The following is a 22,850-nucleotide window of genomic DNA, read 5'->3' on the forward strand; positions in this document are numbered from 1 at the left end:
GCTAGTCGTGGGCGGCCGCCGTGCCGGCGCCGCGGGGGATGCGCAGGTCCTCCACCATGTGCTGCACGTCTTCCGGCGGGGCCGCGGTGGCGCGCGAGACGGCCCAGGCCACGACGAAGTTGAGCACCATCCCCACCGTGCCGATGCCCTCGGCGCTGATGCCGAACCAGTTGGGCAGGGCCGGGGCCGGCTGCCCGAAGAGCACGTCCGACTTCATCAGCAGGATCATGACGGTGGTGAAGATCAGCCCCGTCAGCATCCCGGCCACGGCGCCCTGGCTGTTCATGCGCTTGTCGAAGATGCCCAGCACGATGATGGGGAAGAAGGAGCTCGCCGCCAGGCCGAAGGCGAAGGCCACCACCTGCGCCACGAAGCCCGGTGGATTGACCCCGAAGTAGGCCGCGATCACCACCGCCACGCCGATCATGACGCGCCCCACCAGCAGCCGCTGGGCCTCCGTTGCGCCGGGGTTGACGAGGCGGTAGTAGATGTCGTGGGCCACCGAACTGCTCACCACCAGCAGCAGCCCCGAGGCCGTGGACATCGCCGCCGCAAGGCCGCCCGCCGCCACCAGCGCGATGATCCAGGGGGCCAGCCCCGCCACCTCGGGGGTGGAGAGCACGATGATGTCGTTGTCGAAGTAGACCTCGTTGCGGCTGGCGGGGTTGGGGCTGGTGAAGTCGGGGCGCCCGCTCTTGAGGTTGAAGGCCCGCCCCGGCGCGAAGGTGATGCGGCCGTCGCCGTCCTTGTCGGTGAACTGCAGGAGGCGGGTCTTCTCCCACTTGGCGACCCAGGGGATGGCCCGGACCTCCTCGAGGCTCTTGCCATTGAGGGTCTGGATCAGGTTGTAGCGGGCGAAGGAGGCCAGCGCGGGGGCAGTGGTGTAGAGCAGGGCGATGAACAGCAGCGCCCAGCCCGCCGAGACGCGCGCGTCGCGCACGTTGGGCACGGTGTAGAAGCGCACGATGATGTGCGGCAGCCCGGCGGTGCCCACCATCAGCGCCATGGTGATGCAGAAGACGTCGATCATGGGCCGGGTGCTGGCGGTGTAGGCGGCGAAGCCCAGGTCCTGGTGGATCTGGTTGAGCTTGGGCATCAGGTCGCTGAAGGTGAAGCCCGCCTGCGGGATGGGGTTGCCGGTGAGCACGCTCGAGATGGCGACGGCCGGGATCAGGTAGGCGATGATCAGTACCGCATACTGCGCCACCTGGGTATAGGTCACGCCCTTCATCCCGCCGATGATGGCGAAGAAGCCCACCACCGCCACCCCGATGATCACGCCGGTGGCGATGTCCACCCCCACGAAGCGGCTGAACACGATGCCCACGCCCCGCACCTGGCCGGCCACGTACACGAAGGAGATGAAGATGGCGGCGATGGCCGCGATGAGCCGGGCCGTCTGGGAGTAGTAGCGGTCGCCCACGAAGTCGGGGACGGTGTACTTGCCGAACTTGCGCAGGTAGGGGGCTAGCAGCAGCGCCAGCAGCACGTAGCCGCCGGTCCAGCCCATCAGGTACACCGCGCCGTCGTAGCCCAGCGTGGAGATCAGGCCCGCCATCGAGATGAAGCTGGCCGCCGACATCCAGTCGGCGGCGGTGGCGGCGCCGTTGGCGATGGGGTGCACGCCGCGCCCGGCCACGTAGAAGCCCTGCGTGTCGCGCACCCGCGCCCAGTAGCCGATGTAGATGTACACGGCGAAGGTGATGCCGACGATGATATACGTCCAGGTCTCGACCGACATGCCCCACCCCTTATTCGTGGACGTCGAACTCCTCGTCCACCCGCTGCATCCGCGCGGCGTAGACGAAGATCAGGATCACGAAGACGTAGATCGATCCCTGCTGGGCGAACCAGAAGCCCAGCGGCAGACCCCCGAGCCGGATGCCGTTGAGCGCCGGGGCCAACAGGATCCCGAAGACGTACGAGACCAACGCCCAGATCGCCAGGAGGCTGACGATGAGGCTGAGGTTGGCCCTCCAGTAAGCCGCTGCCTTGCTCTTATCCATCCGAGAACCCTCCTTAGACCGCAGCACGATGGATGCACGACGCCGAGTTGTCGATCTTGGGGCGAACTTTAGCACTCGCCCTCCAGGAGGGCAAGTTTTCGGGGCTTTTCAGCCATATGCGAAAATCGGAAAATCCTCGAGACGGCGGCGACCGAGAGCGAAGCCGCTCCTGGACGCCTCGAGGCGGGTGCGGGCGCGAACCCACAGCCCGGCGGCCGCTTTCCCGGGCCGCGCCGGGACGGGCTCAGCCGGGGTTCAACTCGGGTTGTTAGGGTGCGAAGGCGAGGAGGTCGGAATGCTGAGTCAGGAGAACATTCGCCGCATTCAAGAAGCCATCGCCGCGCATCCTGCCCCCGTGCTCTCGCTGTACGTCGACATCAACCCCGCCAACCCCGACAACTCGGGCAAGGCCTACCTGATCCGGGCCAAGGAGGCGGCCCGGGCGCTCGAGGTGCCGGGCAAGGTGCTCGAGCAGGCCCTGGGCGCCATGGAGCGCCTGCCCGAGGGCCGCCTGCGGGCGGTGTTCGCCGGGGAGGACTGGCTCGAGGCCTACGACCTGCAGACCGAGCTGCCCCTGCCGGGCGGGGTCGAGGCCCGCTGGGGCGAGCCCTACCTCACGCCCCTGATGTACGCCCTCGACGAGTACGAGCGCTACGCGGTGGTGCTCGTCGATCAGGAGAAGTGGCGGCTCTTCGAGGTGCACATGGGCAAGATCGAGGAGCTCGAGGGCGCCTTCCGCGCCGTCGCCACCGACGAGTGGCGCGAGCTGGGGGAGGACGCCACGGCCGCCGGGGGCCGCAGCGCCGGGCCGGGAGCCGTAGGGCACGTGGGCCGCGCCGTCGGGGGCAGCGGCAAGGACAACTTCAACGAGCGCATGGGCGAGTGGACCGAGCGCTTCTTCAAGGAGATGGCCCAGCACCTCGTCGAGACCATGAAGGCCCGGGGCATCGGGCAACTCATCCTCATGGGCCCCGACCCCGAGACCAAGAACTTCGCCGCCCACCTGCCCGGCAACCTCCCTGAGCCCTACATCCTGCCCTCCATGCCCCACTCCCGCGTGAGCGCGGGGGAGGTGCTCAAGGCGGTGGGGCAGCAGTTGCCCGCCCTCGAGCGCGAACGCGAGAACCGCCTGCTCGACACCATCCGCGAGCGCGGCATCTGGGGCTTGCAGGAGGTGCTCGAGGCGCTGCAAGAGGGGCGCTTGTACCTGCTGGCGGTGCCCTGGAACCTCGGCGCCAAGGTTTTCCGCTGCGCCTCGGGCGGGGTGGGGCTCAGCCGCGAGGCCGCCGAGGCCTTCTGCCCGGGCGAGGGGCTCGAGGAAGTCCCCCTCAAGGACGCGTTGCCCGCGCTGGCGCAGGCTTACAACGTCCGGCTCGAGATCGTTCACGGCGAGGTCGAAGCCCGCCTGCACGAGGAGTTCGGCGGCCTCGCCGGCTTGGTGCGCTGGTGATTCAGGCGCGGCTCAGCCGCCGGTAACGCCCGCCTCAGGCGCGTGGGTCATCCTTGGCGCGAAGGAGGTCAGTCATGAACTGGGACCGCATCGAAGGCAACTGGAAGCAGTTCAAGGGCAAAGTGCTGGAGAAGTGGGGCGACCTCACCAACGACGACCTTGACGCCATCAACGGCAAGCGCGAACAGCTCATCGGCAAGCTCCAGGAGCGCTACGGGTTGGCCCGCGACCGGGCCGAGCGCGAGGTCGACGAGTGGAGCGCGGGCCTGAAGGAGTGGTGAGGCCCGCACAGTAGCCCCGCCGTAATCTCCTCCTCTCGAGGCCAGGGACCACTCCCTGGCCTTAAGTTTTGTGGTCTATACCAATAATAAAACTTGACATGAGCCCACTCAAGTTTTATTATCCAAATCAGGAGGTAAGCGATGGTACGTTTCGACCCTTTCAAGGAAATCGAGGAAATTCAGGAGCGCCTGTTCCGCAACTTCGGCGTGGCCCGCCCCGACAGCGGTAGCCGCACCTACGCCCCTCTGGTCGACGTGCTCGACGACGCCCAGGGCCTGCACTTCGCCGTCTACCTGCCCGGCGTGGAGCCTGGCCAGGTCGAGCTCACCGCCGAGAACAACACCCTGAGCGTCAAGGCCGAGCGGCCCTTCAACCGCCCCGAGGGCGTGCAGCAGTACCGCCTCGAGGGCACCTACGGCACCTTCGTCCGCAGCTTCACCATCCCCAACACCTACGACCTCACCAAGGTGAGCGCCAACTTCAAGAACGGCGTGCTCTACGTCGACATCCCCAAGGCCGAGGCCGCCCAGCCCCGCAAGATCGACGTGCTGGTGGGTTAGAACTCGAGTCCCTCCAGCCCGGCGGAAGACTCCGCCGGGCTCTTGCTTGTACGGGGCGTCCTCCGAAGGAGGATACTCTTGGCTTTCCGCCCTGTAGACTTGGCCCATGTTCCCCCTCTACGACATCAACCGCCCGCGCCGCCGGGCGGTTTGGGTGCCCGTGCTGGTCGTCGCCAACTTAGCGGCCTTCGTGTGGGAGTGGGTGCTTAACGAGCCCGCGGCGGTCATCTACGCCTACGGCTTCGTCCCCGCGCAGTTCTTCGCCGACCCCTTAGCCGAGTGGCCCACCCTCTTCACCAGCATGTTCCTCCACGGGGGGATCGCGCATCTGGTGGGGAACATGTGGTTCTTGTGGGTCTTCGGGGATAACGTCGAGGACCGCCTGGGGCACGGCCGCTTTCTGCTGTTCTACCTCCTGGGGGGCGCGGGCGCGGCGCTGGCGCAGGGCCTGGTGTCCTTCGGCAGCGACGGGCCGATGATCGGGGCTTCCGGTGCGATCTCGGCGGTGCTGGGGGCCTACATCGTGCTCTACCCCCGGGCCCTGATCGTGAGCCTGCTGGGCTTCTTTCCCATCCCGATCCCGGCCCTGATCTACCTGGGGCTATGGTTCTTGCTGCAGTTCTACCAGTCCTTCAGCGGCGTCCCCGGCGTGGCCTTCTGGGCACACATCGGCGGGTTCGTCGTGGGCATGGTGCTGGTGCGGGTGATGGCCCCGGCCTGGCAGCGGCGCTGAGGGGGGTGTTGTGAATTGTGTCACAGCACCCCTCACTATCTTGTGAAAAGAAGTACATTTGTCCTTGAGGGGACAAATGTCCCCGCCCAAGAGTCCGGGGAAGGCCGCCTCTTCTAAAGCACCACCAAGCCGACGCTTCCGCCTGGATTCTTAGAAGGAGGAGGCCACATGGCCGAGAAACACGTCGTGGTATTGGGTGCTGGGTTTGCAGGCCTCAACGCGGTGCGGGTGCTCTCCCGCGAGCCTTCGCTGCGGGTCACGCTCGTCGACCGCAACAACTACCACCTCTTCCAGCCCCTGCTCTATCAGGTGGCTTCGGCGGGGCTCGAGGCCCCCCAGATCGCCTTCCCGGTCCGGGCCTTCCTGCGGCGTCACAAGAACGCGCGCTTCCTGCTGGGCAGCGCCGAGGGCATCGACGCCGAGGCCAAGGTGCTGATGGTCGAGGGCAAGCCGGTGCCCTACGACTACCTCGTCGTGGGCTCGGGCACCCGCACCAACGACTTCGGGTTGCCTGGCGTGGCCAAGTACAGCTACGCGATGAAGACCCTCGACGACGCCATGCGCATCCGCGACCGGATCATCTCGGCCGGGGAGGAGGCCAGCCGCACCGCCGACCCGCAGCGCCGCAAGGCCCTCATGACCATCGTCATCGTGGGTGGCGGCCCGACCGGGGTGGAGCTGGCCGGCGCCCTGGGCGAGGTGCGCCGCCACGTCATCCCCCGCGACTACCCCGGCGTGGACCTCTCCGAGGTGCGGATCATCCTCATCGAGGGCAGCGACCGCCTGCTCGACGCCTTCGCGCCCTCCTCGGCGCGCTACGCGCAGCGCTTCCTCGAGCGCCTGGGCGTGGAGGTGTGGTTCGGCGAGCGGGTGGTGGAGATCCGGCCCGACGGGGTGAAGCTCTTGAGCGGCAAGTTCATCCCGACCTTCACCGCGATCTGGAGCGCCGGGGTCACGGGGCAGGGGATACCGGGCCTTCCGACCACGCGCGGCAACCGGGTCGCCACCACCCCCCAGCTCTACGTGCCCGAGCACCCCGAGATCTACGTCGCGGGCGACATGAACTCGCTGGAGTACAAGGACGGCCGCCCCTACCCCCAGGTGGCCCCCGTCGCCATGCAACAAGGCCGCCTGGCCGCCCAGAACATCCTGCGCCACCTGCACGGCAAGGAGCAGAAGGCCTTCCGTTACTTCGACAAGGGCAACATGGCCACCCTGGGCCGCAACGCCGCCGTGGCCGAGGTCAAGGGTCTACGCCTGACCGGCTTCCCCGCCTGGGCCGCCTGGCTGGGGGTGCACCTGTACTACCTGGCCGGCTTCCGCAACCGCCTGATGGTGCTGGGCAACTGGGCCTACAGCTACTTCACCTACGACTACGCAGTGCGGGTCATGCACCACCGCCACGAGTTCCCGGCGCTCGAGACGCAGGTGGAGCGGGCGGGGGAGATGGTGAATGCCTGAGGGGGCGGTGGCCGGTGGCCGAACGCGGAGCGCCGATAGCCGGACGCTGGGCGTGGGTCGTACGTCCTACGCCGTACGCCAAACGCAAGACGCCAAACGCCAAACGCCTTGTTCCCCCCTTAGCAAGGGGGGTTAGGGGGGATACCCCCTCCCCGCACGCGGGGAGGAAAGGGGAGGGGCTTCTTTCCACCACGAGCGATGGGCCTCCCGCCTTGGCCGCGGCTCCTACCCCTCCCACTCCGCCTCGTGCTGCACGAAGCGTGCGATGCCGCGCTTGCTGGGGCCCTCGAGGAAGGCGCGCAGCTCGAGCAGCTCGGGGGTTTCGGGGAGGTCGGGGGGGAGGGGGTCGCCGGCGCGGAGGGCGCGGAAGGCGCGCTCGAGGGCTTTGTAGCGCTCGCCGCTCACGCCGCTGCGCCGCAGGCCGACGGTGTTGAGGCGGTAGTGGACGGCGGGGAAGTCGGTGGCGAGGGTGTACGGGAGGATGTCCTTGCGGGCACCCGCCATGCCGCCGAGCATGGCCCCGGCCCCGATGCGCACGAACTGGTGCACGGCGGCCCCGCCGCCGATGATCGCGCCCTTGCCCACGCTGACGTGGCCGGCGAGCATGACGTTGTTGGTCAGGATGACCCCGTCGGCGAGCTGGCAGTCGTGGGCCACGTGGCTGTAGGCCATCAGGTAGCAGCCCGCGCCCACGCGGGTGGGGCGGTCGTCGCGGGTGGCGCGGTGCAGGGTGACGCCCTCGCGCAGGATTGTTTCGGGCCCTACCTCGAGCCAGGTCTCCTGGCCCTTGAAGGTCAGGTCCTGCGGCTCCCCGCCCAGCACGGCGTGGGCGCCGACCTGCACGCCCGCGCCCAGCCGCACGTAGGGCAGGACCACCGCGTGCGGCCCGACGCGGCTGCCGTCGCCGATCACGCTGGGGCCCTCGATGACGGCGTAGGGCCCGACCTCGACGCCGCGGCCGAGCTCCGCCTTGGCGGACACCACCGCCGTGGGGTGAATGTGGGTCTGGGTCATGGCGGCTCAGGCCTCGTTGCGCAGCACGAAGGTGAGCGTGGCCTCGGCCCGGACCTCGCCCTCGACCTTGGCCTCGACGCGCACTTTGCCCAGGCCACGGCGGTACTGCAGCAGCTCGCCCTCCAGGAGCAGGCTGTCGCCGGGCGTCACCGGCTTGCGGAAGCGGGCCTCCTCGACCCCCACCAAGAACACCAGCCCGCCGGGCTTGAATTCGGGCTGCTTGGTGACCACCGCCACCGAGGCCTGGGCCATGGCCTCGAGGATCAGCACCCCCGGCATGATGGGGTAGCTGGGGAAGTGGCCCTGGAAGTGGGGCTCGTTGAAGGTCACGTTCTTTAGGGCCCGGAAGCGCTTCTCGTCGGCCTCGAGCACGCGGTCGATGAGCAGGAAGGGGTAGCGGTGGGGCAGGAATTGCAGGATCTGCGTGATGTCCATAGGGGCTTAGCGGGAGCGGGGCGCCGAGACCCGGCTTTGCGGCAGGGCGTCGAGCGCCTTGGAGAGCTCGAGGGCGAGCTCGAGCGCGAGCAGGTCGTCCTCGAGGGTGACCAGGGGCGGGTCGTTGCGCTGGATGCGGTCGACGAAGTGCTTGAGTTGGCGGCGCAGCGGGTTTTCGTTGTGGATCGAGGTGCGCTCGACGTGGACGTGGGTGGGGCTGCCGAGCTCGCCCGTGCTCATGGCGCGGTGGATGGAGAGCTCGGTGTAGGGGTCGTTGGTGAAGTCCATGCGCACGACCTCGCCCGGCTGGGCGATGGTGAGCGAGCGCTCGGGCTGGGGCGAGACCCGGCTGGCGGTGAGCACGGCCTGGGTGCCGGAGGGGAACTCGAGCACCGCGTGGGCGTACTCGTCGCGCCCGTCGAGCGATTGCCCCACCACCGTGTAGCGCAGCGGCCTCTCCCGCAGCAGCAGCAGGATGAGGTCGAGGTCGTGGATCATCAGGTCGAGGATCACCCCGATGTCGCGGATGCGGCGGTTGTTGCCCACCCGCCGCGCCTCGATAACCCAGGGGGTCCCCACCAGGTTGGGGAGGTCGGCGACCGCCTGGTAAAAGCGCATGATGTGGCCCACCTGCAGCACCAGGCCGCGCCGGTCGGCCAGCTCGACGAGCTCGCGGGCCTGCTCGAGGGAGGGGGTCATGGGCTTTTCCACCAGCACGTGCACCCCGGCCTCCAGGAACAGCCGGGCCTGCTGGTAGTGATACGAGGTGGGCGAGGCGATGGTCACCGCCTGGACCTGGCCCAGCAGGGCCTGCGGCTCGGAGTAGGCGGGCACCTCGAGGTCCTGCTCGATCACTCGTCTTCGCATGGGGTCGGGATCGGCCACGCCCACGAGCTTGACCCCGGGAAGCCCCGCATAGATCTGGGCGTGGTAGGTACCCATGACCCCCACGCCGACCACACCAACTTTTAGCTCCATAGCCACCTCAACAGGGGCAAATCCAACATCGCCAGCATCATAACACCCGCCTTTCGCCGCTTCAGGCTGAATTTACCCCGAAAGAGCCCATATTTGCGCCTCATTCCGGGCTTTCGCCTTGTGCGACCTGGAGGGCTTTGGTAGGATGCCGTGGTTTGCAAGGCTCTTCGAGGTGTCAGCCGTGGCAAGAGGAACGCTATTCGTGATGACCGGGGCTTCGGGGGTGGGCAAGGGCACCATCCGGGCCCAGGTGATGGGGTACTTGCACAAAAGCCTGCACTACTCCATCTCGATGACCACCCGCGCGCCGCGTCCCGGCGAGAAGCACGGTCAGGATTACTACTTCGTGAGCAAGGAGGAGTTCGAGGCCCGCATCGCCCGCAACGGGTTCCTCGAGCACGCCGAGTTCGTGGGCAACTACTACGGCACCCCCCGCGAGCCGGTGGAGGAGGCGCTGGATAAGGGCCTCGACGTGCTTTTAGAGATCGAGGTCCAGGGGGCCTTGCAGGTCGCCCAGCGTGCCCCGGAAGCGGTGATGATCTTCATCGTCCCGCCCTCGCTCTCCGAGCTCAAGCACCGCCTGCTGCTGCGGGGCACCGAGAGCCTCGAGAAGATCGAGAAACGCCTGGCGCAGGCCAGGCGCGAGATGGAGGCCGCCCACAACTTCCACTACGTCGTCGTCAACGACGAGCTCGGCAGCGCCGTGAACGACTTCATGGCCGTCATCCGGGCCGAGCGCCTGCGCTACCCCCGCATGCGGGAGGCCATCGCCCAGGCCCTGACCCACGACCCGGAAATTGACGCCGAAAACGCCGTGCTGGAGGAAACAATTCGCAAAGCGGGGTCTTGACACGCCGGGGGTATGTCTTCACAATCGGGAAGATTGCTAGGAGGAACCCCGTGGCCGAACCCGGTTTTGACCATCTGCTCAGCCTTACCGACTCCAAGTACCGCCTCACCGTCGTCGTCGCCAAGCGCGCCCAGCACCTGCTGCGTTACCAGTTCAAGAACAGCGTCCTCGAGCCCGCTGAGTGGCCCAAGATGCGCACTTTGGAAGGGGAGAAGCCCGACCCCAACGCCGTCACCTGGGCCATGCAGGAGCTCCAGACCAACCGCCTGAGCCTGGGCGAGGGCCTGGTGCCCGAAGACCGCCTCTCCCGCATGCTCGACCAGATGTACCCCCGCGAAATTCCCGAACCCGTCGCCGACCGCGACCGGGATCGGGATTAGCGCGGTTGAGTAAGAGCGATCAGCCTTCAACGGTCAGCTGTCAGCGATAAGCGGGGGCTCGTGGCCGGTGGTTTACCCCTCCCTGGCCCTCCCCGCCGGCGTCTAGGGTCTAGGGCCTAGGCGTCTGGCGTAGGACGTACGACCCGCGCCCGGCGTTCGGCTATCGGCCATCAGCTATCGGCGTTGGGCGTTCGGCGCATCGCGCATCGCGTTCAACGTACGACAACGAGCCCCGCAAAGGAACGCTAAACTGCATAAAAATGATGTATACTCACTGCGCGAACCGCAGAGGAATCATTATGGCGAGCAAAGAACAGCGTCACCGGGCTATTCAGGAAATCATCTCCCAGGAGAATATCTCCACCCAGGCCCAACTGGTGGACCGCCTGCGCAAGCGCGGCTACGACGTGACGCAGGCCACCGTGAGCCGGGATATCAACGAGATGCGGCTGGTGCGGATGCCGATGGGGCGCGGGCGGCATAAGTATGCGCTGGCGGCGGTGACCCTGGCGGAAGACGTGGAGGAGGAGCTGCGGCGCATGTTCCGCGAGATGGTGCGCGACGTGGACCGGGGCGAGAACATCCTGGTGCTGCGCACCGCCGACGGGCACGCCACCGGCATCGCGCTGCTCCTCGACCGCCTCACCCGCGATGAGATCGTGGGCACGCTGGCCGGGGAGGACACCATCTTCATCGTTACCCGCAGCGTCAAGGACGCCGAGCGGCTGCAGGACGACCTCGAGAGCTACCTCGAGTGACCCAGGGCCATGCTTGAACTCGCGAGTAAGGCCTTCCTGACCTTCTTCGTGGTCATTGACCCCGTGGGGGTGGTGCCGATGTTCATCGCCCTGGCGGGCAACCGGCCGCGCTCCGAGCAGGTGAACATCGCCCGCAAGGCCATCCTGGTGGCCGGCGGGGTGATCCTGTTCTTCGCGCTGGTGGGCGGTCCGCTGCTCGAGCACCTGGGCATCAGCCTCGAGGCGCTGCGCATCGCGGGGGGCATCCTGCTGTTCCGCATCGCCGTGGACATGGTCTTCGCCCAGTGGGAGCGCGAGACCAAGGAGGAGCAGGACGAGGCCCGCGAGCGCTCCGATATCTCGGTCTTCCCGCTGGCCATCCCGCTCATCGCCGGGCCCGGCACCCTGGCGAGTGTGCTGATCCTGGCGGGCGAGTCGCGCAAGGTCGAGGGCGGGCTGTGGGTGGTGCTGGCCATGACCGCGGTGGTGCTGGTGATCACCTACTTTTTGCTGCGGGCCTCGAGCCGCCTGCGCTTTCTGCTGGGCCGCACCGGCATCAACGTGGTGACGCGGGTGCTGGGCCTGCTGCTGGCCGCGCTCGCGGTGCAGTACGTGGCCGACGGGGTGCGGGCTTTCCTGGCCTGAACTGGCCTCGAGCGGGCGCCATGGGATATGGTGTGCCCATGCGCCAGAACATCCCCGGAACCTCCCCCTACGAGCCCGTCGTCGGCTACTGCCGGGCGGTGCGGGTCGGCCCTTACGTGCACGTGGCGGGAACGACGGCGGTCGGCCCGGACGGAAAGCTGGTGGGCGTCGGGGACGCCTACGCCCAGACCCGCCAGATCCTCGGCATCATCGAGGGGGCCCTCGCCAGGGCCGGGGCCAAGCTCTCCGACGTGGTGCGCACCCGCATGTACGTCGTGAACATCGAGCGCGACTGGGAGGCGGTGGGCCGCGCCCACGGCGAGTTCTTCCGCGACGTCCGCCCGGCGGCCACCATGGTGCAGGTCAGCGGCCTCATCGACCCCGAGATGCTGGTGGAGATCGAGGCCGACGCGATCGTTGAGGAGGGGCTATGAAGGTGGCGTTCATCGGCCTGGGGGCGATGGGCTACCCCATGGCGGGCCACTTGGCCAAGCGCTACGAAACCCTGGTCTACAACCGCACCCCGTCCAAGGCCGAGCGCCACGCCCAAGAGTTCGGCAGCAAGGCGGTGGGGCTCGAGCAGACCGCCGAGGCCGACGTCATCCTCACCTGCGTCCCCGTCTCCAAGGACGTCGACGACCTGGCCCGCGAGCTGCTGCCCCATCTGCGCCCCGGCACGCTGTGGGTGGACCACACCTCGGGCGAGCCCGAGCTGGCCAAGCAGACCGCCGCCCTGCTGGCGACCCGGGGCGTGAGCTACCTCGACGCCTGCCTCTCGGGCGGAGTGGTGGGGGTGGTCAATGCCAGGGCCACGGTGATGTGCGGCGGGAGCGAGGCCGACTTCGAGCGGGCCAAGCCCGTGATGGAGAGCTACGCCGCCAAGATCGTACACGTGGGGCCGCTGGGGGCGGGCCACGCGGTCAAGGCGGTGAACCAGGGCCTGCTGGCGGTCAACCTGTGGGCCCTGAGCGAGGGCATGGCCGCGCTGGCGAAGCAAGGCATCAACCTGGGGCTGGCCCTCGAGGTCATCAACGCCTCCTCGGGCCGCTCCAACGTCTCGGAAAACCTCTTCGGCCAACGGGTGCTCAGCCGCGAGTTCCCCAACACCTTCGCTTTAGGGCTCCTGGCGAAGGACATGGGCATCTGCGTGAAGGTGCTCGAGGCCGCCGGCACGCCCGCCCCTCTGCTGCGCCAACTGCGCGAGTTCTTCGAGATCGCCAAGCACGAGGTCGGCTCGGCCGACGTGGACCACACGGCGGTGGCGAGGCTGCTCGAGCGGTGGGCGGGGGTGGAGATTAGGTAGTGTCGATGGTCGATAGTTGATAGCCCATAGCCGATAGCCTATAGCTGATAGCCAAACGCAAAACGCGAGACGCCTCGTTGGGGTTAATCATCCACTGGGGTTGTGCCCGCCCCCCAGGCCAACTACAGCCCCACTTCCCCGCGGAAGGGCGCTCGGTGGTCGCTGCCGTGCCCCGGCCGGGGTGTGCGGCTCACGCGGGAGGGGGTGGGCGGGGTGGCGCAGACGAGCATGCCGCCGGGTCAAGGTGCGGCCCGCACCCCCGCACACGCGGGCACTGAGGCCCGGCGGCATGTCCGCGAGGGGGTGGCCGTAGGCCATACCGGCTCTGCCGGTAACCTGGAGTCCCTCGGGGGTCGCCAGGGGGAGGTGATGTGGAATCGCCTCCCCCTACGACCCCCGACGGCGGAACAAGGGTCGCCAAACCCCAGCACCGCAACACACCCCTCCCGCCAGAAACGAAGGAAAACCGCCTGTCGCCAGGGAATGAGCGCTTTAGCGCGGCCTCAACTCGAGGTGGTAGCGTGAAGGCAGCATGAGGCGCTGGGCCGACCTTTCCTTGCAGCGCAAGCTCGAGCTGCTGATCGTGGCGTTCATGATCCCGGTGCTGGGAATGGTGGTGGTGCTGCTGACTACGGGCCTGCAGCTCAACCAGACCCTCAACGAGCGCTACCGGGTCCGGCAGTTCGACACCTACCTCGACCAGCTCGAGATCGCCGTGCTCAACATCGAGACCGGGCAGCGCGGCTACCAGCTCAGCGGCAACCCCGGCTTCCTCGAGCCCTACAACAAGGGGCTGCGCGACACCCAGACCGCGCTGGCGGGGCTGCGGGAAATGGGGCTGTTCCCCGGCGAGGTCAAGCTGCTCGAGGAGACGGTCTACTCCTTCATCGAGGAATGGGCCAAGCCCTCCGTCGCCAAGGTCGAGCTCGGCCAGACCCTCACCCCCGAGGAGCAGAACGCCCTGCTGCGCGACGGCAAGGTGCTCTTCGACTCCCTGCGCATCCGCTTCGACGGCCTCCAGCGCGCCACCGAGCTGCAGTTCAACCTCATCCGCGAGCGCAGCAACCGCGCCACCCAGACCCTCACCGCCCTGCCCTGGCTGCTGCTGCTGCTGGTGATCGTGGCCGCGCTGGGCCTGCGGCTGGGCCTCAGCCGCACCGTCGTCGAACGCCTGGGCCGGCTCCAGCGGGCCACCGAGCGGATCGCCGAGGGCGACTACGGCGTGCGGGTGGCGGTGCAAAGCCGCGACGAGGTGGGGCAACTCGCCACCGCCTTCAACCTCATGGCCGCCTCCCTCGAGCGCACCACCCACAGCCTCGAGGCCGCCCGCACCCGCTCCGAGCTGCTCGCCGCGCTCACCGACGCCCTGCAGAGCGCCACCTCCTCGCAGGAGGTCGCCCGAATCGCCATCCAGGGCCTCAACCAGCTCCTGGGAGCGAGCTACATGTTCGTCAACGAGCTGGTGGGCGACACGCTGGTGTTCACCGGCTGGTACGGCGAGCTGCCGCCGGAGATGGGGCCGGTGCTCGAGACGGGCGTGCCGCTGGCGGCCTCTCCTGAGGCGACCGAGGTGATCCGCAGCGGGCGGCCCCTCTACGACCACCGCTTCTACACCGGCGAACGCCAGCCGCCCGGCCAGCCCGAGCTCGGGCTCGCCATCGAGCCCATCCGCAGCCCGGGCGGTAAGGTCACGGGGATCATCTCCGCCATCCGCCCCAGCGCGCTGGGCGAGTGGACCGCCGAGGAGCGCGAGCTCATCGCCCGCTCGGTGGCGGCGGTGGGCATCGCCTTGGAGCGCTCGAAGAACCAGGCCGAGCTGCGCGAGCGCACCGCCGAGCTCGAGCGCTCCAACCGCGAGCTCGAGCAGTTCGCCTACGTCGCCTCCCACGACCTGCAGGAGCCTTTGCGCATGGTCAGCAGCTACACCCAGCTCCTCGCCCGGCGCTACCGCGGCCAGCTCGACGAGAAGGCCGACCAGTACATCGATTTCGCCGTCGACGGGGCCAACCGCATGCAGAAGCTGATCCAGGATTTGCTAAGCTACTCTAGAGTCGGCACCAAGGGCCGCGAGCCCCAGCCCACCAACGCGGGGGAGGTCATGCAGGAGGTGCTCAGGGACCTCGAGGTGGCCCTGCGGGAGAGCGGGGCCCGGCTCGAAGTCGGCGAGCTGCCCCGCCTGCAGGCCGACCGCAGCCAACTGGCCCAGGTCTTCCAGAACCTCCTCGTCAACGCCCTCAAGTTCCGCCGGCCCGGGGTCACGCCCTACATCCGCGTCTGCGCCCAGCCCGAGGGGGCGATGTGGAAATTCAGCGTCAGCGACAACGGGATCGGGGTCGAGCCACAGTACCATGAAAGGATTTTCGTTATCTTTCAGCGTTTGCACAGCAAGGAAGAGTATCCTGGCACGGGTATCGGCCTTGCCATCTGCAAGAAGATCGTGGAGCGGCACGGCGGGCGGATGTGGCTGGAGAGTTCCCCTGAGACAGGCAGCACCTTCTACTTCACCTGGCCTGCGGCAGAGGAAAGAGCATGATCGTGAAGAGTGCTATGATCGAGATCCTGTTAGTTGAAGACAACCCCGGCGACGTCGAGCTGACCCGCGAAGCGCTGGCGGAGGCCAAGGTTCGCAACCGGCTGCACGTGGTGGGCGACGGCGTGGAAGCCCTCAACTTCCTGCGCGGCAAGGGCGCCTACGCCCAGGCCCCCCGCCCCGACATCATCCTCCTCGACCTCAACCTGCCCAAGAAGGGCGGCCTCGAGGTGCTCACCGAGCTCAAGAGCGACCCGGCCCTCAAGGAGATCCCCGTGGTCATCCTCACCACCTCGCAGGCCGAGGAGGACATCGTGCGGAGCTACCAGCAGTACGCCAACTGCTACATCTCCAAGCCCGTAGACTTCGAGGCGTTCATGCAGGTGGTGCGCTCGCTCGAGGACTTCTGGCTGGCGATCGTGCGGCTGCCGCCCAAGGCCACGGCGTAAAATTCGGTAGGGGAACCGCGTGTCGAGGCTCAGGGTACTGCTGGTCGAGGACAACCCGGGCGACGCCTTCTTGGTGCAGGAATTGCTCGAGGAAGCCGCACCGGACGCCTTCGCGCTCGAGCACCTCACCCACCTCGCCCCGGCGCTCGAGCGCCTCCAGCACGAGCACGACCCCTGGGACGTGGTGCTGCTCGACCTCTCGCTCCCCGACGCGCAGGGCCTCGACACCGTGCACCGCATGCGGGCCGCCGCGCCGGTGCTGCCGCTGGTGGTGATGAGCGGCCTGGGCGACCAGGGGGTGGCCCTGGCGGCGGTGAAGGAGGGGGCGCAGGACTACCTGGTCAAGGGCCAGGTGGACGGCCAGGGCCTCGCCAAGGCCCTGCGCTACGCCGTCGAGCGCGCCCGCACCCAGCAACTGCTCACCGAGCAGAACCGCCTGCTGCACGCCGCCCGCAAGCGCTCGGAGCTGTTGGCGGCCCTCAGCGACGCCCTGCACGCCGCCCGCACCCCCGAGCAGGTCGCCCAGACCGCGGCCTCCCACGTCGGGCCGCTGCTCAAGGCCGACTACATGGCGCTGGTGCAGCAGGACGGGGACACGCTGGTGCTCATCCACGTCTGGGGCCGCCTGCCCGAGCCCTTCGCCCGCACCGCCGAGGGCGGCATCCCCCGCTCGGTGCCCAGCGTGATGTGGCAGGTCATCGACCGCGGCACGGCGCTGTACACCGAAGACTACCTCTCCCTGCCCCAGCACCTCGACCTTGACCTCCCCGCCTACGGCGTGGCGCTCGAGCCGGTGCGGGGCTCGGACGGCAAGGTGCGCGCGGTGCTCTCGGCGGGGCGGCCCAAGCTGCACGGGCCCTGGCTCGAGACCGAGCGGGAGCTGATGGCGCGCGCCGCCGCGACGCTGGGGCTGGCGCTGGAGCGTGCGGAGATGATGGCGCGGCTGGAGGCCAGCAACCGGGCGCTGGAGTCGCGGCTGGCGCTGGCGCTGGAGTCGGCGGGCATGGTGGCGTGGGAGTGGGACCTGCGCCATCGCCAGGTGATGTTCTCCGACACCGCCGAGCAGGTGCTGGGCGGCCAGGCCGTGCAGACTTTGCTGGGCGAGCGCTACCGCGAGGTGGTGCACCCCGAGGACCAGGCCGACTTCGACGCGCGCCTGCGTGCCGCCCTCGAGCACGGCGACGAGTACCGGGCCACCTTCCGGGTCTGGCACAGCGAGCGCAACGACTACCTGTGGGTCGAGCACCGCGGCCGGGTCTCCCGCGACGCCCGCGGCCGCCCGCTGATCCTCAGCGGCATCGCCCACGACATCACCCCCTACCGCCTGGCCGAGGCCGCCCTGCGCGAGAGCGAGGCCCGGCTGCGCCAGATCAACGAGTCCCAGAAGCGCTTCGTCAGCGACGCCGCCCACGAGCTGCGCGCCCCCCTCACCGCCATCCTGGGCAATCTCGAGCTCATGGAGCGCTTCCCCCAGATGCCCCCCGCCGAGCGCGAGGAGGCGTTGCGGGAGATGCGCCAGGAGGCCCGGCGCATGCACCGCCTGGTCAGCGACCTGCTGACGCTGGCCCGCGGCGACGGGGGCGTCACCGTGCGCAACGACCCCCTCCCCCTGGGCGACGTGCTGCTCACCGCCTTCGAGGAGGCCCGCCACCTGGCCCGCGGCCACGACCTGCGGCTGGGGCCCCTGGCGCAAGCACAGGTGCTGGGCGACAGCGACTACCTCAAGCAGCTCGCCCTCATCCTGCTCGACAACGCCCTCAAGTACACCCCCCCCGACGGCTGGGTGGAGCTCGAGCTCAGCGTGCGCGACGACAAGGCCGAGTTCCGCGTGCGCGACAACGGCCCCGGCATCCCCACCGCCGACCTCCCCCGCGTCTTCGAGCGCTTCTTCCGTGCCGACGCCTCCCGTAGCCAAGACCCCGGCGGCAGCGGCTTGGGCCTGGCGATCGCCAAGTGGATCGTAGAGATCCACAAGGGCAACATCTGGCTCGAGAGCGAACTGGGCCACGGCACCACGGCGGTGGTGCAATTACCGCTGGCGAAGGTCTCACAGGCGAGCGCGCGGTAGGGGGCGATAGCCGATAGCCCATAGCCGATAGCTGAATGCTGCAAGGCATGGGGAAGCGATGGGCAGTCAGCTTTCAGCCCTCAGCCGTCAGCCGTCAGCAAAACCGGGTCGTGGCTCGTGGTGAAAGGAAGCCCTCCCCGCGCGCGGGGAGGGGTATCCCCCCCGGCCCCCCTTGCTAAGGGGGGTAAAGAAAAGGCGTCTTGCATCTCGCATCTCGCGTTCGGCGTTGGGCGTTCGACGTTAGGCGTATTGCGTACGACGTAGGACGTACGACCCGCACCCGGCGCCCGGCGTTCGGCTATCGGCTATGGGCTATCCGCTATCAGCGTCCGGCCTTCATCCCCCATCTACCGCCCATCAACCGCCTCCGCCATCTCGGGATTGGTCAGCCGCGCCAGGCGGCGGCGGCCGAAGTCCCACATCTTGAGCACGAAGGCCCAGGCGGGGTGGGTCCACTCGCCCATCACGGTGCCCTCGCGGAGGGCGGCGAGCAGGTCCTGGGGGGTCTGGACGGCTCGAGCGGGGGTCTGGACCCAGGCGGCGCCGATGGAGACGAGGGTGTGGGCGTCGGAGCCGGCGCTGACGGGGAGGCCGCGCTCCTTAGCCCACTGGGCGGCGCGGCGGTTCCAGGTCGGGCGGGAGATGTGGGCGTTGAAGCTCTCGACGATGTCGATCTGGTCGGCCACGCGCTGCAGGGCCAGGGGGTGCAGGCGGTGGCGCTTGAGGGGGTCGAAGCCATGGGGCAGCAGCACCAGCCCGCCCTGGGCCTTGATGCGCTCGACGGTCTCCTCGGGGCTGAGGCCGGCGGGGATCTTCTCGTGCAGGAACAGCCCGATGATCTCGCCCTCGCGGGTCGAGACCTCCTCGCCCACGATCACGGTGAGGGGGGTGCCCTGGGCCAGCTCGCGCAGCTTCAAGGCGCCCCAGATCTCGTTGTGGTCGGTGATGGCCTGCACGTGGATGCCCTTGGCTATGGCGCGCTCGAGCAGCGCCTTGAGCGGGGTGCGGCAGTCGGCCGAGGCCTCGCTGTGGCAGTGCAGGTCCATGCGTATGGTGCCGCTGGGCACCTGCGCGGCCGAGGCCGGGGCGGGGGTGGCCCCGCTCTCCAGCACCTCCTTCGGGCTGGGCTTGGCCTGCGGGGGCTGCTCGACCGGGGGGGTCTTCTTGGGGTCGTGCTCTTCAGTGGGCATCTTCCCTCCTACCGTGCTCTTCCCTCGCGTCACGTCCGGTCTCGAGCGCTCTAGGCGGGCTGGGCCACCGCGCTGGGCACCCACACCTCCAGCGCCCCCGGCTTGAGCTCGAGCTTGACCCGCTCGCGCCCGCCGTCGGGCGGGGAGCGCAGCTCGGCGTCGAGGTGGAAGGGGCAGCCCTCCCACTCCAGCGTCAGGGTGCGGCAACGCTCGACGGTGACGTTGGGCAGCTCGTCGAGCTTCTCCTGCAGCAGGCCGCGCAGGTAGGCGCCGAAGCCGACGCCCTGCTCGGGGTTGATGAGCACCACGTCCAGCCAGCCGTCGCCGGGGTCGGCGTCGGGGGCCAGCCGCACGCGCGGGCCCATGGCGGGGGTGTTCATGGCCTCCACCAGCAGGAAGGGCCCCTCGAGGGTGGTGCCGTCGAGCTGCACGCGCACCTCGCAGGGCTGGTAGGAGGCCAGGGTCTGGATGGTGGCGGTGAGGGCCCGCAGGGGGCTCTTGCCGGCCTCGGGGTCGTAGGTGGACATGGTGGCGGCGAAGAGCCCCACCCCGGCGGCCTCGAGGCAGAAGTCGCGCCCCCAGCTCCCGCTGATCTCCACCAGGTCGAAGCGGCGGCGCTCAGGCTGGGCCAGCCCCTCCACGACCTCGCGCGGGTTGCCGCGCACGCCCAGCGCCGCGGCGATGTTGTTGGCCGTGCCCAGGGGCACCACCGCCATCGGGACGCCCCGCTCGGCCAGGTGGCTCGCGACCGCGCGGATGGTGCCGTCGCCCCCGGCCACCACGACCAGGTCGCCGGGGTCCTCGAGGGCTTCGGGCAGGTCCTCGACCGACTCGGTGGGCCGGTGCTGGGCGTTGAAGCCGGCCAGGATCAGGGCGGCCTCGAGGTCGCTGCTGGAGAGGCTGCCGGCGCCCCCGGCGGCCGGGTTGTGGATCAGGGTGACCCGCATGGTGGGTTCTCGCTCGGCACTAACGCCACAGAAAGAGGGGCTCCCGTCGCGGTGCAGCACCGGTGTGCTTCGCGGGGGAGCCCCGGCTCAAGGAGTCTTCAGAGCACCCGTACGGCGCGCAGGATGAAGATCAGGATGATCGCGCCCAGCACCCCCCACAAAATGCCCAGCAGCGAGAGCGAGCCGGCCGCCGCCGCGCCCCCGATGCCCAGCACGTCCGCGAAGATCCAGCGGCCCAGCGCGGAGCCGATCATGCCGATGAGGATGTTGGCGATGGCGCCCTGCCGCGCGTCCGTCCCCATGACCAGGCTGGCCAGCCAACCGATCAGGGCCCCTACCAGAATCGCGATAATCCAATCCATACCCTTTCCTCCTTGGCTCCAGGCTCCTGTCGGGGCCTGGTGATGTCTCGAAATTAGAGAAGCTGTCTTAGCTCACACTGTGGCTCCTCTGAGGCAGGGCTGAGGGGGTATGGGCTACAAATTGGGGGGCTTGTCGGTGTAGAACATGAATCATGCAGCGGATTCTGGTGATCGATGATGACCCCAGCGTGCGGAACTTCCTCAAGCGGGGCCTGTCCTACGAGGGCTACGCCGTAGACCTGGCCGAGTCGGGGGAGGCTGGGCTCAACCAGGCCCGCGACCGCTACCCCGACCTGGTGATCCTCGACTGGATGATGCCGGGCATGGACGGCGTGGAGGTGCTGCGCCGCCTGCGCGCCGCCGACGAGAAGCTGCCGGTGATCATGCTCACCGCTAAGGACGCGCCCGAGGACCAGATCAAAGGCCTCGACACCGGCGCCGACGACTACGTGACCAAGCCCATCAGCTTCGACGTCCTCGTCGCCCGCATCCGCAGCCTGCTGCGCCGCCACCAGGCCGAAGCGCCCACCGTGCTGCGCTTCGCCGACCTCGAGATGAACACCGAGGCCTTCACCGTGCGCCGTGGCGAGCGCAACATCTCCCTCACCAGCCTCGAGTTCCGCCTGCTGCAGACCTTCCTGGAGAACCCCGAGCGCGTGATGTCGAAGGAGCTGATCCTCGACAAGGTCTGGGGCACCGACTTCTTCGGCGACGTCAACGTGGTGGAGGTCTACGTCAAGCAGATCCGGCAGAAGCTCGAGGCGGGCGGCGAGCCGCGGCTGATCCAGACGATCCGCGGGGCGGGGTACGTGTTGCGGGAGAATCCTTAGGGGTCGATAGTCGATAGCCGGTAGCTGATAGCCGGGCGCGCAGCGCGGGTCGTGCGTCGTACGTCCTACGCCGTACGCAAAACGCGAACCGCTTTGACCCTCGACCCTAGGCCCTCGACCCTCCCCTTCAGCGAGGACTAAGGCCCGGTTCAAGATCTGCTAAGCACCCCCTCTCATTTTTGGGGGTATGTGTTTGTTTGGGATTTACTGCGCTCTGCTCTCCCCGATGGGGTTGGTGTTGAGCCTGTTGCCTAAACTCGAGCTCGACATTTCCCCGGCATTCGGCAAACCCCGGCCCGCCCTCGAGGCCCCAGCGCCTGCTCCTGCGCCCAAGCCGAAGCCCAGGCCCAGGAAGCCGGCTTTTTCGGTGCGGGTCACGTACTACCAGGCCCTCCCCTCCCAGACCGACGGCAACCCCAACGTCGCCGCCTGCGGGCCCAACCTCGAGCCCTGGGTCCAGGTCGCGCTCTCGCGCGACCTCTTCTTCCGGGAGGACGGGCGGCGGCGCTGCGGGCAGAGGGTGCGGCTGGTCTTCGAGAACGGGCGCGAGCTGCTGGGCGTCGTCAACGACACCATGAACCGGCGCTACCGAAAGCGGGTGGACGTGCTGGTGGCCGTGCACGAGCCCGCGCGGCGCTACGGCGTCGCCGAAGCCCGCCTGATCCTGGAGTAGCCGGTGGACCTGCGCTCGGGGCAGGCCTTCTGGCCGATCCAGAACGGCCTGCTGCGGGTCTACCCGCCCCTCGCGCGCGACGAGCGCTGCGAGGTGGCGGTGATCGGCGGGGGGATCACGGGGGCGCTGGTGGCCTATCACCTGGTGCAGGCCGGCCTCGAGACCGTGGTGCTCGACCGGCGCGACGTCGGCATGGGCAGCACCGCCGCCTCCACCGCCGTGCTGCAGTACGAGATCGACACCCACCTCACCGACCTCGTGGGGCTGGTGGGGGAGGAGCACGCGGTGCGCGCCTACCGGCTGTGCCTCGAGGCCGTGGACAAGCTCGCGGCCCTGGTGGGCACGCTCGACGACCCCTGCTCCCTCCAGCGCCGCCCCAGCCTGTACCTGGCCTCGAGCCCGCGCCACGTCGCCGCGCTGCGCGAGGAGGCCGAGGCCCGCCGCCGCATCGGCATCGCGGTGGGGTTCCTGGGGCGCGGGGAGCTGGCCGAACGCTACGGCATCCGCGCCCCCGGCGCCCTGCGCTCCCAGACCGCCGCCGAGGCCGACGCCTACCGGCTCACCCACCGGCTGCTCGAGGCCGCCCAGGGCCGGGGGCTGCGGGTCTACGACCGCACCGAGGTGACGGGCTGGAGCTACCCCGGTTCCGGGGTGCGGCTGGCGACCGACCGGGGCTACGGCGTGAGCGCCCGGGCCATGGTCTTCGCCAGCGGCTACGAGACCCAGGCCTACCTGCGGCAGCGGCTGGCGGTGCTGCGCAACACCTACGCCTTCGTCAGCGAGCCGCTCGAGCCCGGCGCGCTGTGGCCCGAGCGCTGCCTCGTCTGGGAGACGGCGCGGCCCTACCTCTACGTGCGCACCACCCCCGACCACCGCGTCATCGTGGGCGGGGCCGACGACCCCTACCGCACCCTGCCCCTGCGCGAGCGGCGCATCCCCCGCAAGGAGCGGCGGCTGCTGCGGCGCT

Annotated in this window: 25 protein-coding genes; 17 read left to right on the forward strand and 8 right to left on the reverse strand. The window is 68.9% G+C overall.

The genetic code is table 11. The annotated features are described in order from the left end of the window. Position 1: 1 nt before the first annotated feature. On the reverse strand, positions 2 to 1,741 hold the full coding sequence (locus MEICH_RS0121350; protein WP_027894306.1) for a sodium:solute symporter family protein: 1,740 nt from the start codon (positions 1,739 to 1,741) through the stop codon (positions 2 to 4). A gap of 10 nt (positions 1,742 to 1,751) precedes the next feature. Beyond that, complete coding sequence (locus tag MEICH_RS0121355; protein WP_027894307.1) at positions 1,752 to 2,006, reverse strand: DUF4212 domain-containing protein; 255 nt, start codon at positions 2,004 to 2,006, stop codon at positions 1,752 to 1,754. Positions 2,007 to 2,301: 295 nt separating this feature from the next. Between MEICH_RS0121355 and MEICH_RS0121360 the strand changes: the two genes are divergently transcribed. The 5 genes from MEICH_RS0121360 to MEICH_RS26385 all read left to right on the forward strand — a co-directional run bounded on the left by MEICH_RS0121360 (position 2,302) and on the right by MEICH_RS26385 (position 6,492). Further along, positions 2,302 to 3,456 (forward strand): VLRF1 family aeRF1-type release factor, encoded by a 1,155-nt coding sequence (locus tag MEICH_RS0121360; protein WP_027894308.1) that lies wholly within the window; start codon positions 2,302 to 2,304, stop codon positions 3,454 to 3,456. Between the two features lie 74 nt (positions 3,457 to 3,530). Beyond that, positions 3,531 to 3,737 (forward strand): CsbD family protein, encoded by a 207-nt coding sequence (locus tag MEICH_RS0121365; protein ID WP_027894309.1) that lies wholly within the window; start codon positions 3,531 to 3,533, stop codon positions 3,735 to 3,737. Positions 3,738 to 3,878: 141 nt separating this feature from the next. Beyond that, positions 3,879 to 4,298: an Hsp20/alpha crystallin family protein gene (locus tag MEICH_RS0121370; protein ID WP_027894310.1), complete on the forward strand. Its 420-nt coding sequence runs from the start codon at positions 3,879 to 3,881 to the stop codon at positions 4,296 to 4,298. A 106-nt stretch (positions 4,299 to 4,404) separates the two neighbouring features. After that, a complete protein-coding gene (locus MEICH_RS0121375; protein WP_027894311.1) occupies positions 4,405 to 5,031 on the forward strand; it encodes a rhomboid family intramembrane serine protease in 627 nt (208 codons plus the stop codon). 168 nt (positions 5,032 to 5,199) lie between these two features. Further along, positions 5,200 to 6,492, forward strand: a complete 1,293-nt coding sequence (locus MEICH_RS26385; RefSeq protein WP_051304399.1) for an NAD(P)/FAD-dependent oxidoreductase — start codon at positions 5,200 to 5,202, stop codon at positions 6,490 to 6,492. A gap of 225 nt (positions 6,493 to 6,717) precedes the next feature. Here MEICH_RS26385 and lpxA read toward each other — a convergent pair whose 3' ends face one another. The 3 genes from lpxA to MEICH_RS0121395 are packed head-to-tail and all read right to left on the reverse strand — an operon-like array spanning position 6,718 to position 8,919. Next, positions 6,718 to 7,506: an acyl-ACP--UDP-N-acetylglucosamine O-acyltransferase gene (gene lpxA, locus MEICH_RS0121385; RefSeq protein ID WP_027894312.1), complete on the reverse strand. Its 789-nt coding sequence runs from the start codon at positions 7,504 to 7,506 to the stop codon at positions 6,718 to 6,720. 6 nt (positions 7,507 to 7,512) lie between these two features. Beyond that, complete coding sequence (gene fabZ / locus MEICH_RS0121390; protein ID WP_027894313.1) at positions 7,513 to 7,941, reverse strand: 3-hydroxyacyl-ACP dehydratase FabZ; 429 nt, start codon at positions 7,939 to 7,941, stop codon at positions 7,513 to 7,515. 6 nt (positions 7,942 to 7,947) lie between these two features. Further along, on the reverse strand, positions 7,948 to 8,919 hold the full coding sequence (locus MEICH_RS0121395) for a Gfo/Idh/MocA family protein (RefSeq protein WP_027894314.1): 972 nt from the start codon (positions 8,917 to 8,919) through the stop codon (positions 7,948 to 7,950). Between the two features lie 145 nt (positions 8,920 to 9,064). Here MEICH_RS0121395 and gmk point away from each other — a divergent pair, with 145 nt between their 5' ends. From gmk to MEICH_RS27495, 9 genes are all read left to right on the forward strand, one after another. After that, positions 9,065 to 9,769, forward strand: coding sequence for a guanylate kinase (gene gmk, locus MEICH_RS0121400; RefSeq protein WP_051304400.1), 705 nt, complete (start codon positions 9,065 to 9,067; stop codon positions 9,767 to 9,769). A 50-nt stretch (positions 9,770 to 9,819) separates the two neighbouring features. After that, the gene (locus tag MEICH_RS0121405; RefSeq protein ID WP_027894316.1) at positions 9,820 to 10,149 is read left to right on the forward strand and encodes a DNA-directed RNA polymerase subunit omega; all 330 of its coding nucleotides are present in this window, start codon (positions 9,820 to 9,822) and stop codon (positions 10,147 to 10,149) included. A gap of 299 nt (positions 10,150 to 10,448) precedes the next feature. Then, the gene (argR, locus tag MEICH_RS0121410) at positions 10,449 to 10,907 is read left to right on the forward strand and encodes an arginine repressor (protein WP_027894317.1); all 459 of its coding nucleotides are present in this window, start codon (positions 10,449 to 10,451) and stop codon (positions 10,905 to 10,907) included. Between the two features lie 9 nt (positions 10,908 to 10,916). Further along, positions 10,917 to 11,531 (forward strand): MarC family protein, encoded by a 615-nt coding sequence (locus MEICH_RS0121415; protein WP_027894318.1) that lies wholly within the window; start codon positions 10,917 to 10,919, stop codon positions 11,529 to 11,531. Positions 11,532 to 11,569: 38 nt separating this feature from the next. Beyond that, positions 11,570 to 11,965: a RidA family protein gene (locus MEICH_RS0121420; RefSeq protein WP_027894319.1), complete on the forward strand. Its 396-nt coding sequence runs from the start codon at positions 11,570 to 11,572 to the stop codon at positions 11,963 to 11,965. Next, positions 11,962 to 12,834, forward strand: coding sequence for an NAD(P)-dependent oxidoreductase (locus MEICH_RS0121425; RefSeq protein ID WP_027894320.1), 873 nt, complete (start codon positions 11,962 to 11,964; stop codon positions 12,832 to 12,834). The genes MEICH_RS0121420 and MEICH_RS0121425 overlap by 4 nt, the downstream gene beginning before the upstream one ends. A gap of 532 nt (positions 12,835 to 13,366) precedes the next feature. Then, positions 13,367 to 15,367 (forward strand): ATP-binding protein, encoded by a 2,001-nt coding sequence (locus MEICH_RS27490; RefSeq protein ID WP_051303840.1) that lies wholly within the window; start codon positions 13,367 to 13,369, stop codon positions 15,365 to 15,367. A gap of 14 nt (positions 15,368 to 15,381) precedes the next feature. Next, the gene (locus MEICH_RS0121435) at positions 15,382 to 15,813 is read left to right on the forward strand and encodes a response regulator (protein ID WP_218022880.1); all 432 of its coding nucleotides are present in this window, start codon (positions 15,382 to 15,384) and stop codon (positions 15,811 to 15,813) included. Between the two features lie 19 nt (positions 15,814 to 15,832). Continuing rightward, positions 15,833 to 17,881, forward strand: coding sequence for an ATP-binding protein (locus MEICH_RS27495; protein ID WP_051304401.1), 2,049 nt, complete (start codon positions 15,833 to 15,835; stop codon positions 17,879 to 17,881). Between the two features lie 347 nt (positions 17,882 to 18,228). Here the strand turns inward: MEICH_RS27495 and MEICH_RS26400 are convergent, their stop codons facing one another. The 3 genes from MEICH_RS26400 to MEICH_RS0121455 all read right to left on the reverse strand — a co-directional run bounded on the left by MEICH_RS26400 (position 18,229) and on the right by MEICH_RS0121455 (position 20,380). Then, positions 18,229 to 19,071: a PHP-associated domain-containing protein gene (locus MEICH_RS26400; protein WP_084542142.1), complete on the reverse strand. Its 843-nt coding sequence runs from the start codon at positions 19,069 to 19,071 to the stop codon at positions 18,229 to 18,231. Positions 19,072 to 19,121: 50 nt separating this feature from the next. After that, complete coding sequence (locus tag MEICH_RS0121450; protein WP_036218183.1) at positions 19,122 to 20,018, reverse strand: diacylglycerol/lipid kinase family protein; 897 nt, start codon at positions 20,016 to 20,018, stop codon at positions 19,122 to 19,124. Positions 20,019 to 20,116: 98 nt separating this feature from the next. Then, entirely contained in the window at positions 20,117 to 20,380 is a 264-nt protein-coding gene (locus MEICH_RS0121455) for a GlsB/YeaQ/YmgE family stress response membrane protein (protein WP_027891272.1), read from the reverse strand. Positions 20,381 to 20,532: 152 nt separating this feature from the next. Between MEICH_RS0121455 and MEICH_RS0121460 the strand changes: the two genes are divergently transcribed. From MEICH_RS0121460 to MEICH_RS0121470, 3 genes are all read left to right on the forward strand, one after another. Beyond that, the gene (locus tag MEICH_RS0121460; RefSeq protein WP_036218185.1) at positions 20,533 to 21,210 is read left to right on the forward strand and encodes a response regulator transcription factor; all 678 of its coding nucleotides are present in this window, start codon (positions 20,533 to 20,535) and stop codon (positions 21,208 to 21,210) included. A 226-nt stretch (positions 21,211 to 21,436) separates the two neighbouring features. Beyond that, entirely contained in the window at positions 21,437 to 21,883 is a 447-nt protein-coding gene (locus MEICH_RS26405; protein ID WP_157202572.1) for an RlpA-like double-psi beta-barrel domain-containing protein, read from the forward strand. Between the two features lie 3 nt (positions 21,884 to 21,886). Continuing rightward, positions 21,887 to 22,850, forward strand: a 964-nt coding sequence (locus MEICH_RS0121470; RefSeq protein ID WP_027894321.1) for an NAD(P)/FAD-dependent oxidoreductase, incomplete at its 3' end; no start/stop codon positions are given.

The sequence above is a fragment of the Calidithermus chliarophilus DSM 9957 genome, assembly GCF_000430045.1.
GTDB classification, from domain to species: Bacteria; Deinococcota; Deinococci; order Deinococcales; family Thermaceae; genus Calidithermus; species Calidithermus chliarophilus.

Bases quoted from the DNA above. Each gene is read 5' to 3' on its own strand.
- gmk (WP_051304400.1), top strand. From the start codon at position 9,065: ATGCCGTGGTTTGCAAGGCTCTTCGAGGTGTCAGCCGTGGCAAGAGGA.
- MEICH_RS0121455 (WP_027891272.1), bottom strand. From the start codon at position 20,380: ATGGATTGGATTATCGCGATTCTGGTAGGGGCCCTGATCGGTTGGCTG.
- argR (WP_027894317.1), top strand. From the start codon at position 10,449: ATGGCGAGCAAAGAACAGCGTCACCGGGCTATTCAGGAAATCATCTCC.
- MEICH_RS0121365 (WP_027894309.1), top strand. From the start codon at position 3,531: ATGAACTGGGACCGCATCGAAGGCAACTGGAAGCAGTTCAAGGGCAAA.
- MEICH_RS0121415 (WP_027894318.1), top strand. From the start codon at position 10,917: ATGCTTGAACTCGCGAGTAAGGCCTTCCTGACCTTCTTCGTGGTCATT.
- MEICH_RS0121375 (WP_027894311.1), top strand. From the start codon at position 4,405: ATGTTCCCCCTCTACGACATCAACCGCCCGCGCCGCCGGGCGGTTTGG.
- MEICH_RS0121370 (WP_027894310.1), top strand. From the start codon at position 3,879: ATGGTACGTTTCGACCCTTTCAAGGAAATCGAGGAAATTCAGGAGCGC.
- MEICH_RS0121395 (WP_027894314.1), bottom strand. From the start codon at position 8,919: ATGGAGCTAAAAGTTGGTGTGGTCGGCGTGGGGGTCATGGGTACCTAC.
- MEICH_RS0121435 (WP_218022880.1), top strand. From the start codon at position 15,382: ATGATCGAGATCCTGTTAGTTGAAGACAACCCCGGCGACGTCGAGCTG.
- MEICH_RS0121350 (WP_027894306.1), bottom strand. From the start codon at position 1,741: ATGTCGGTCGAGACCTGGACGTATATCATCGTCGGCATCACCTTCGCC.
- MEICH_RS0121450 (WP_036218183.1), bottom strand. From the start codon at position 20,018: ATGCGGGTCACCCTGATCCACAACCCGGCCGCCGGGGGCGCCGGCAGC.
- MEICH_RS0121355 (WP_027894307.1), bottom strand. From the start codon at position 2,006: ATGGATAAGAGCAAGGCAGCGGCTTACTGGAGGGCCAACCTCAGCCTC.
- MEICH_RS26405 (WP_157202572.1), top strand. From the start codon at position 21,437: ATGGGGTTGGTGTTGAGCCTGTTGCCTAAACTCGAGCTCGACATTTCC.
- MEICH_RS0121425 (WP_027894320.1), top strand. From the start codon at position 11,962: ATGAAGGTGGCGTTCATCGGCCTGGGGGCGATGGGCTACCCCATGGCG.
- MEICH_RS0121420 (WP_027894319.1), top strand. From the start codon at position 11,570: ATGCGCCAGAACATCCCCGGAACCTCCCCCTACGAGCCCGTCGTCGGC.
- MEICH_RS26385 (WP_051304399.1), top strand. From the start codon at position 5,200: ATGGCCGAGAAACACGTCGTGGTATTGGGTGCTGGGTTTGCAGGCCTC.
- fabZ (WP_027894313.1), bottom strand. From the start codon at position 7,941: ATGGACATCACGCAGATCCTGCAATTCCTGCCCCACCGCTACCCCTTC.
- lpxA (WP_027894312.1), bottom strand. From the start codon at position 7,506: ATGACCCAGACCCACATTCACCCCACGGCGGTGGTGTCCGCCAAGGCG.
- MEICH_RS0121360 (WP_027894308.1), top strand. From the start codon at position 2,302: ATGCTGAGTCAGGAGAACATTCGCCGCATTCAAGAAGCCATCGCCGCG.
- MEICH_RS0121460 (WP_036218185.1), top strand. From the start codon at position 20,533: ATGCAGCGGATTCTGGTGATCGATGATGACCCCAGCGTGCGGAACTTC.
- MEICH_RS27490 (WP_051303840.1), top strand. From the start codon at position 13,367: ATGAGGCGCTGGGCCGACCTTTCCTTGCAGCGCAAGCTCGAGCTGCTG.
- MEICH_RS26400 (WP_084542142.1), bottom strand. From the start codon at position 19,071: ATGCCCACTGAAGAGCACGACCCCAAGAAGACCCCCCCGGTCGAGCAG.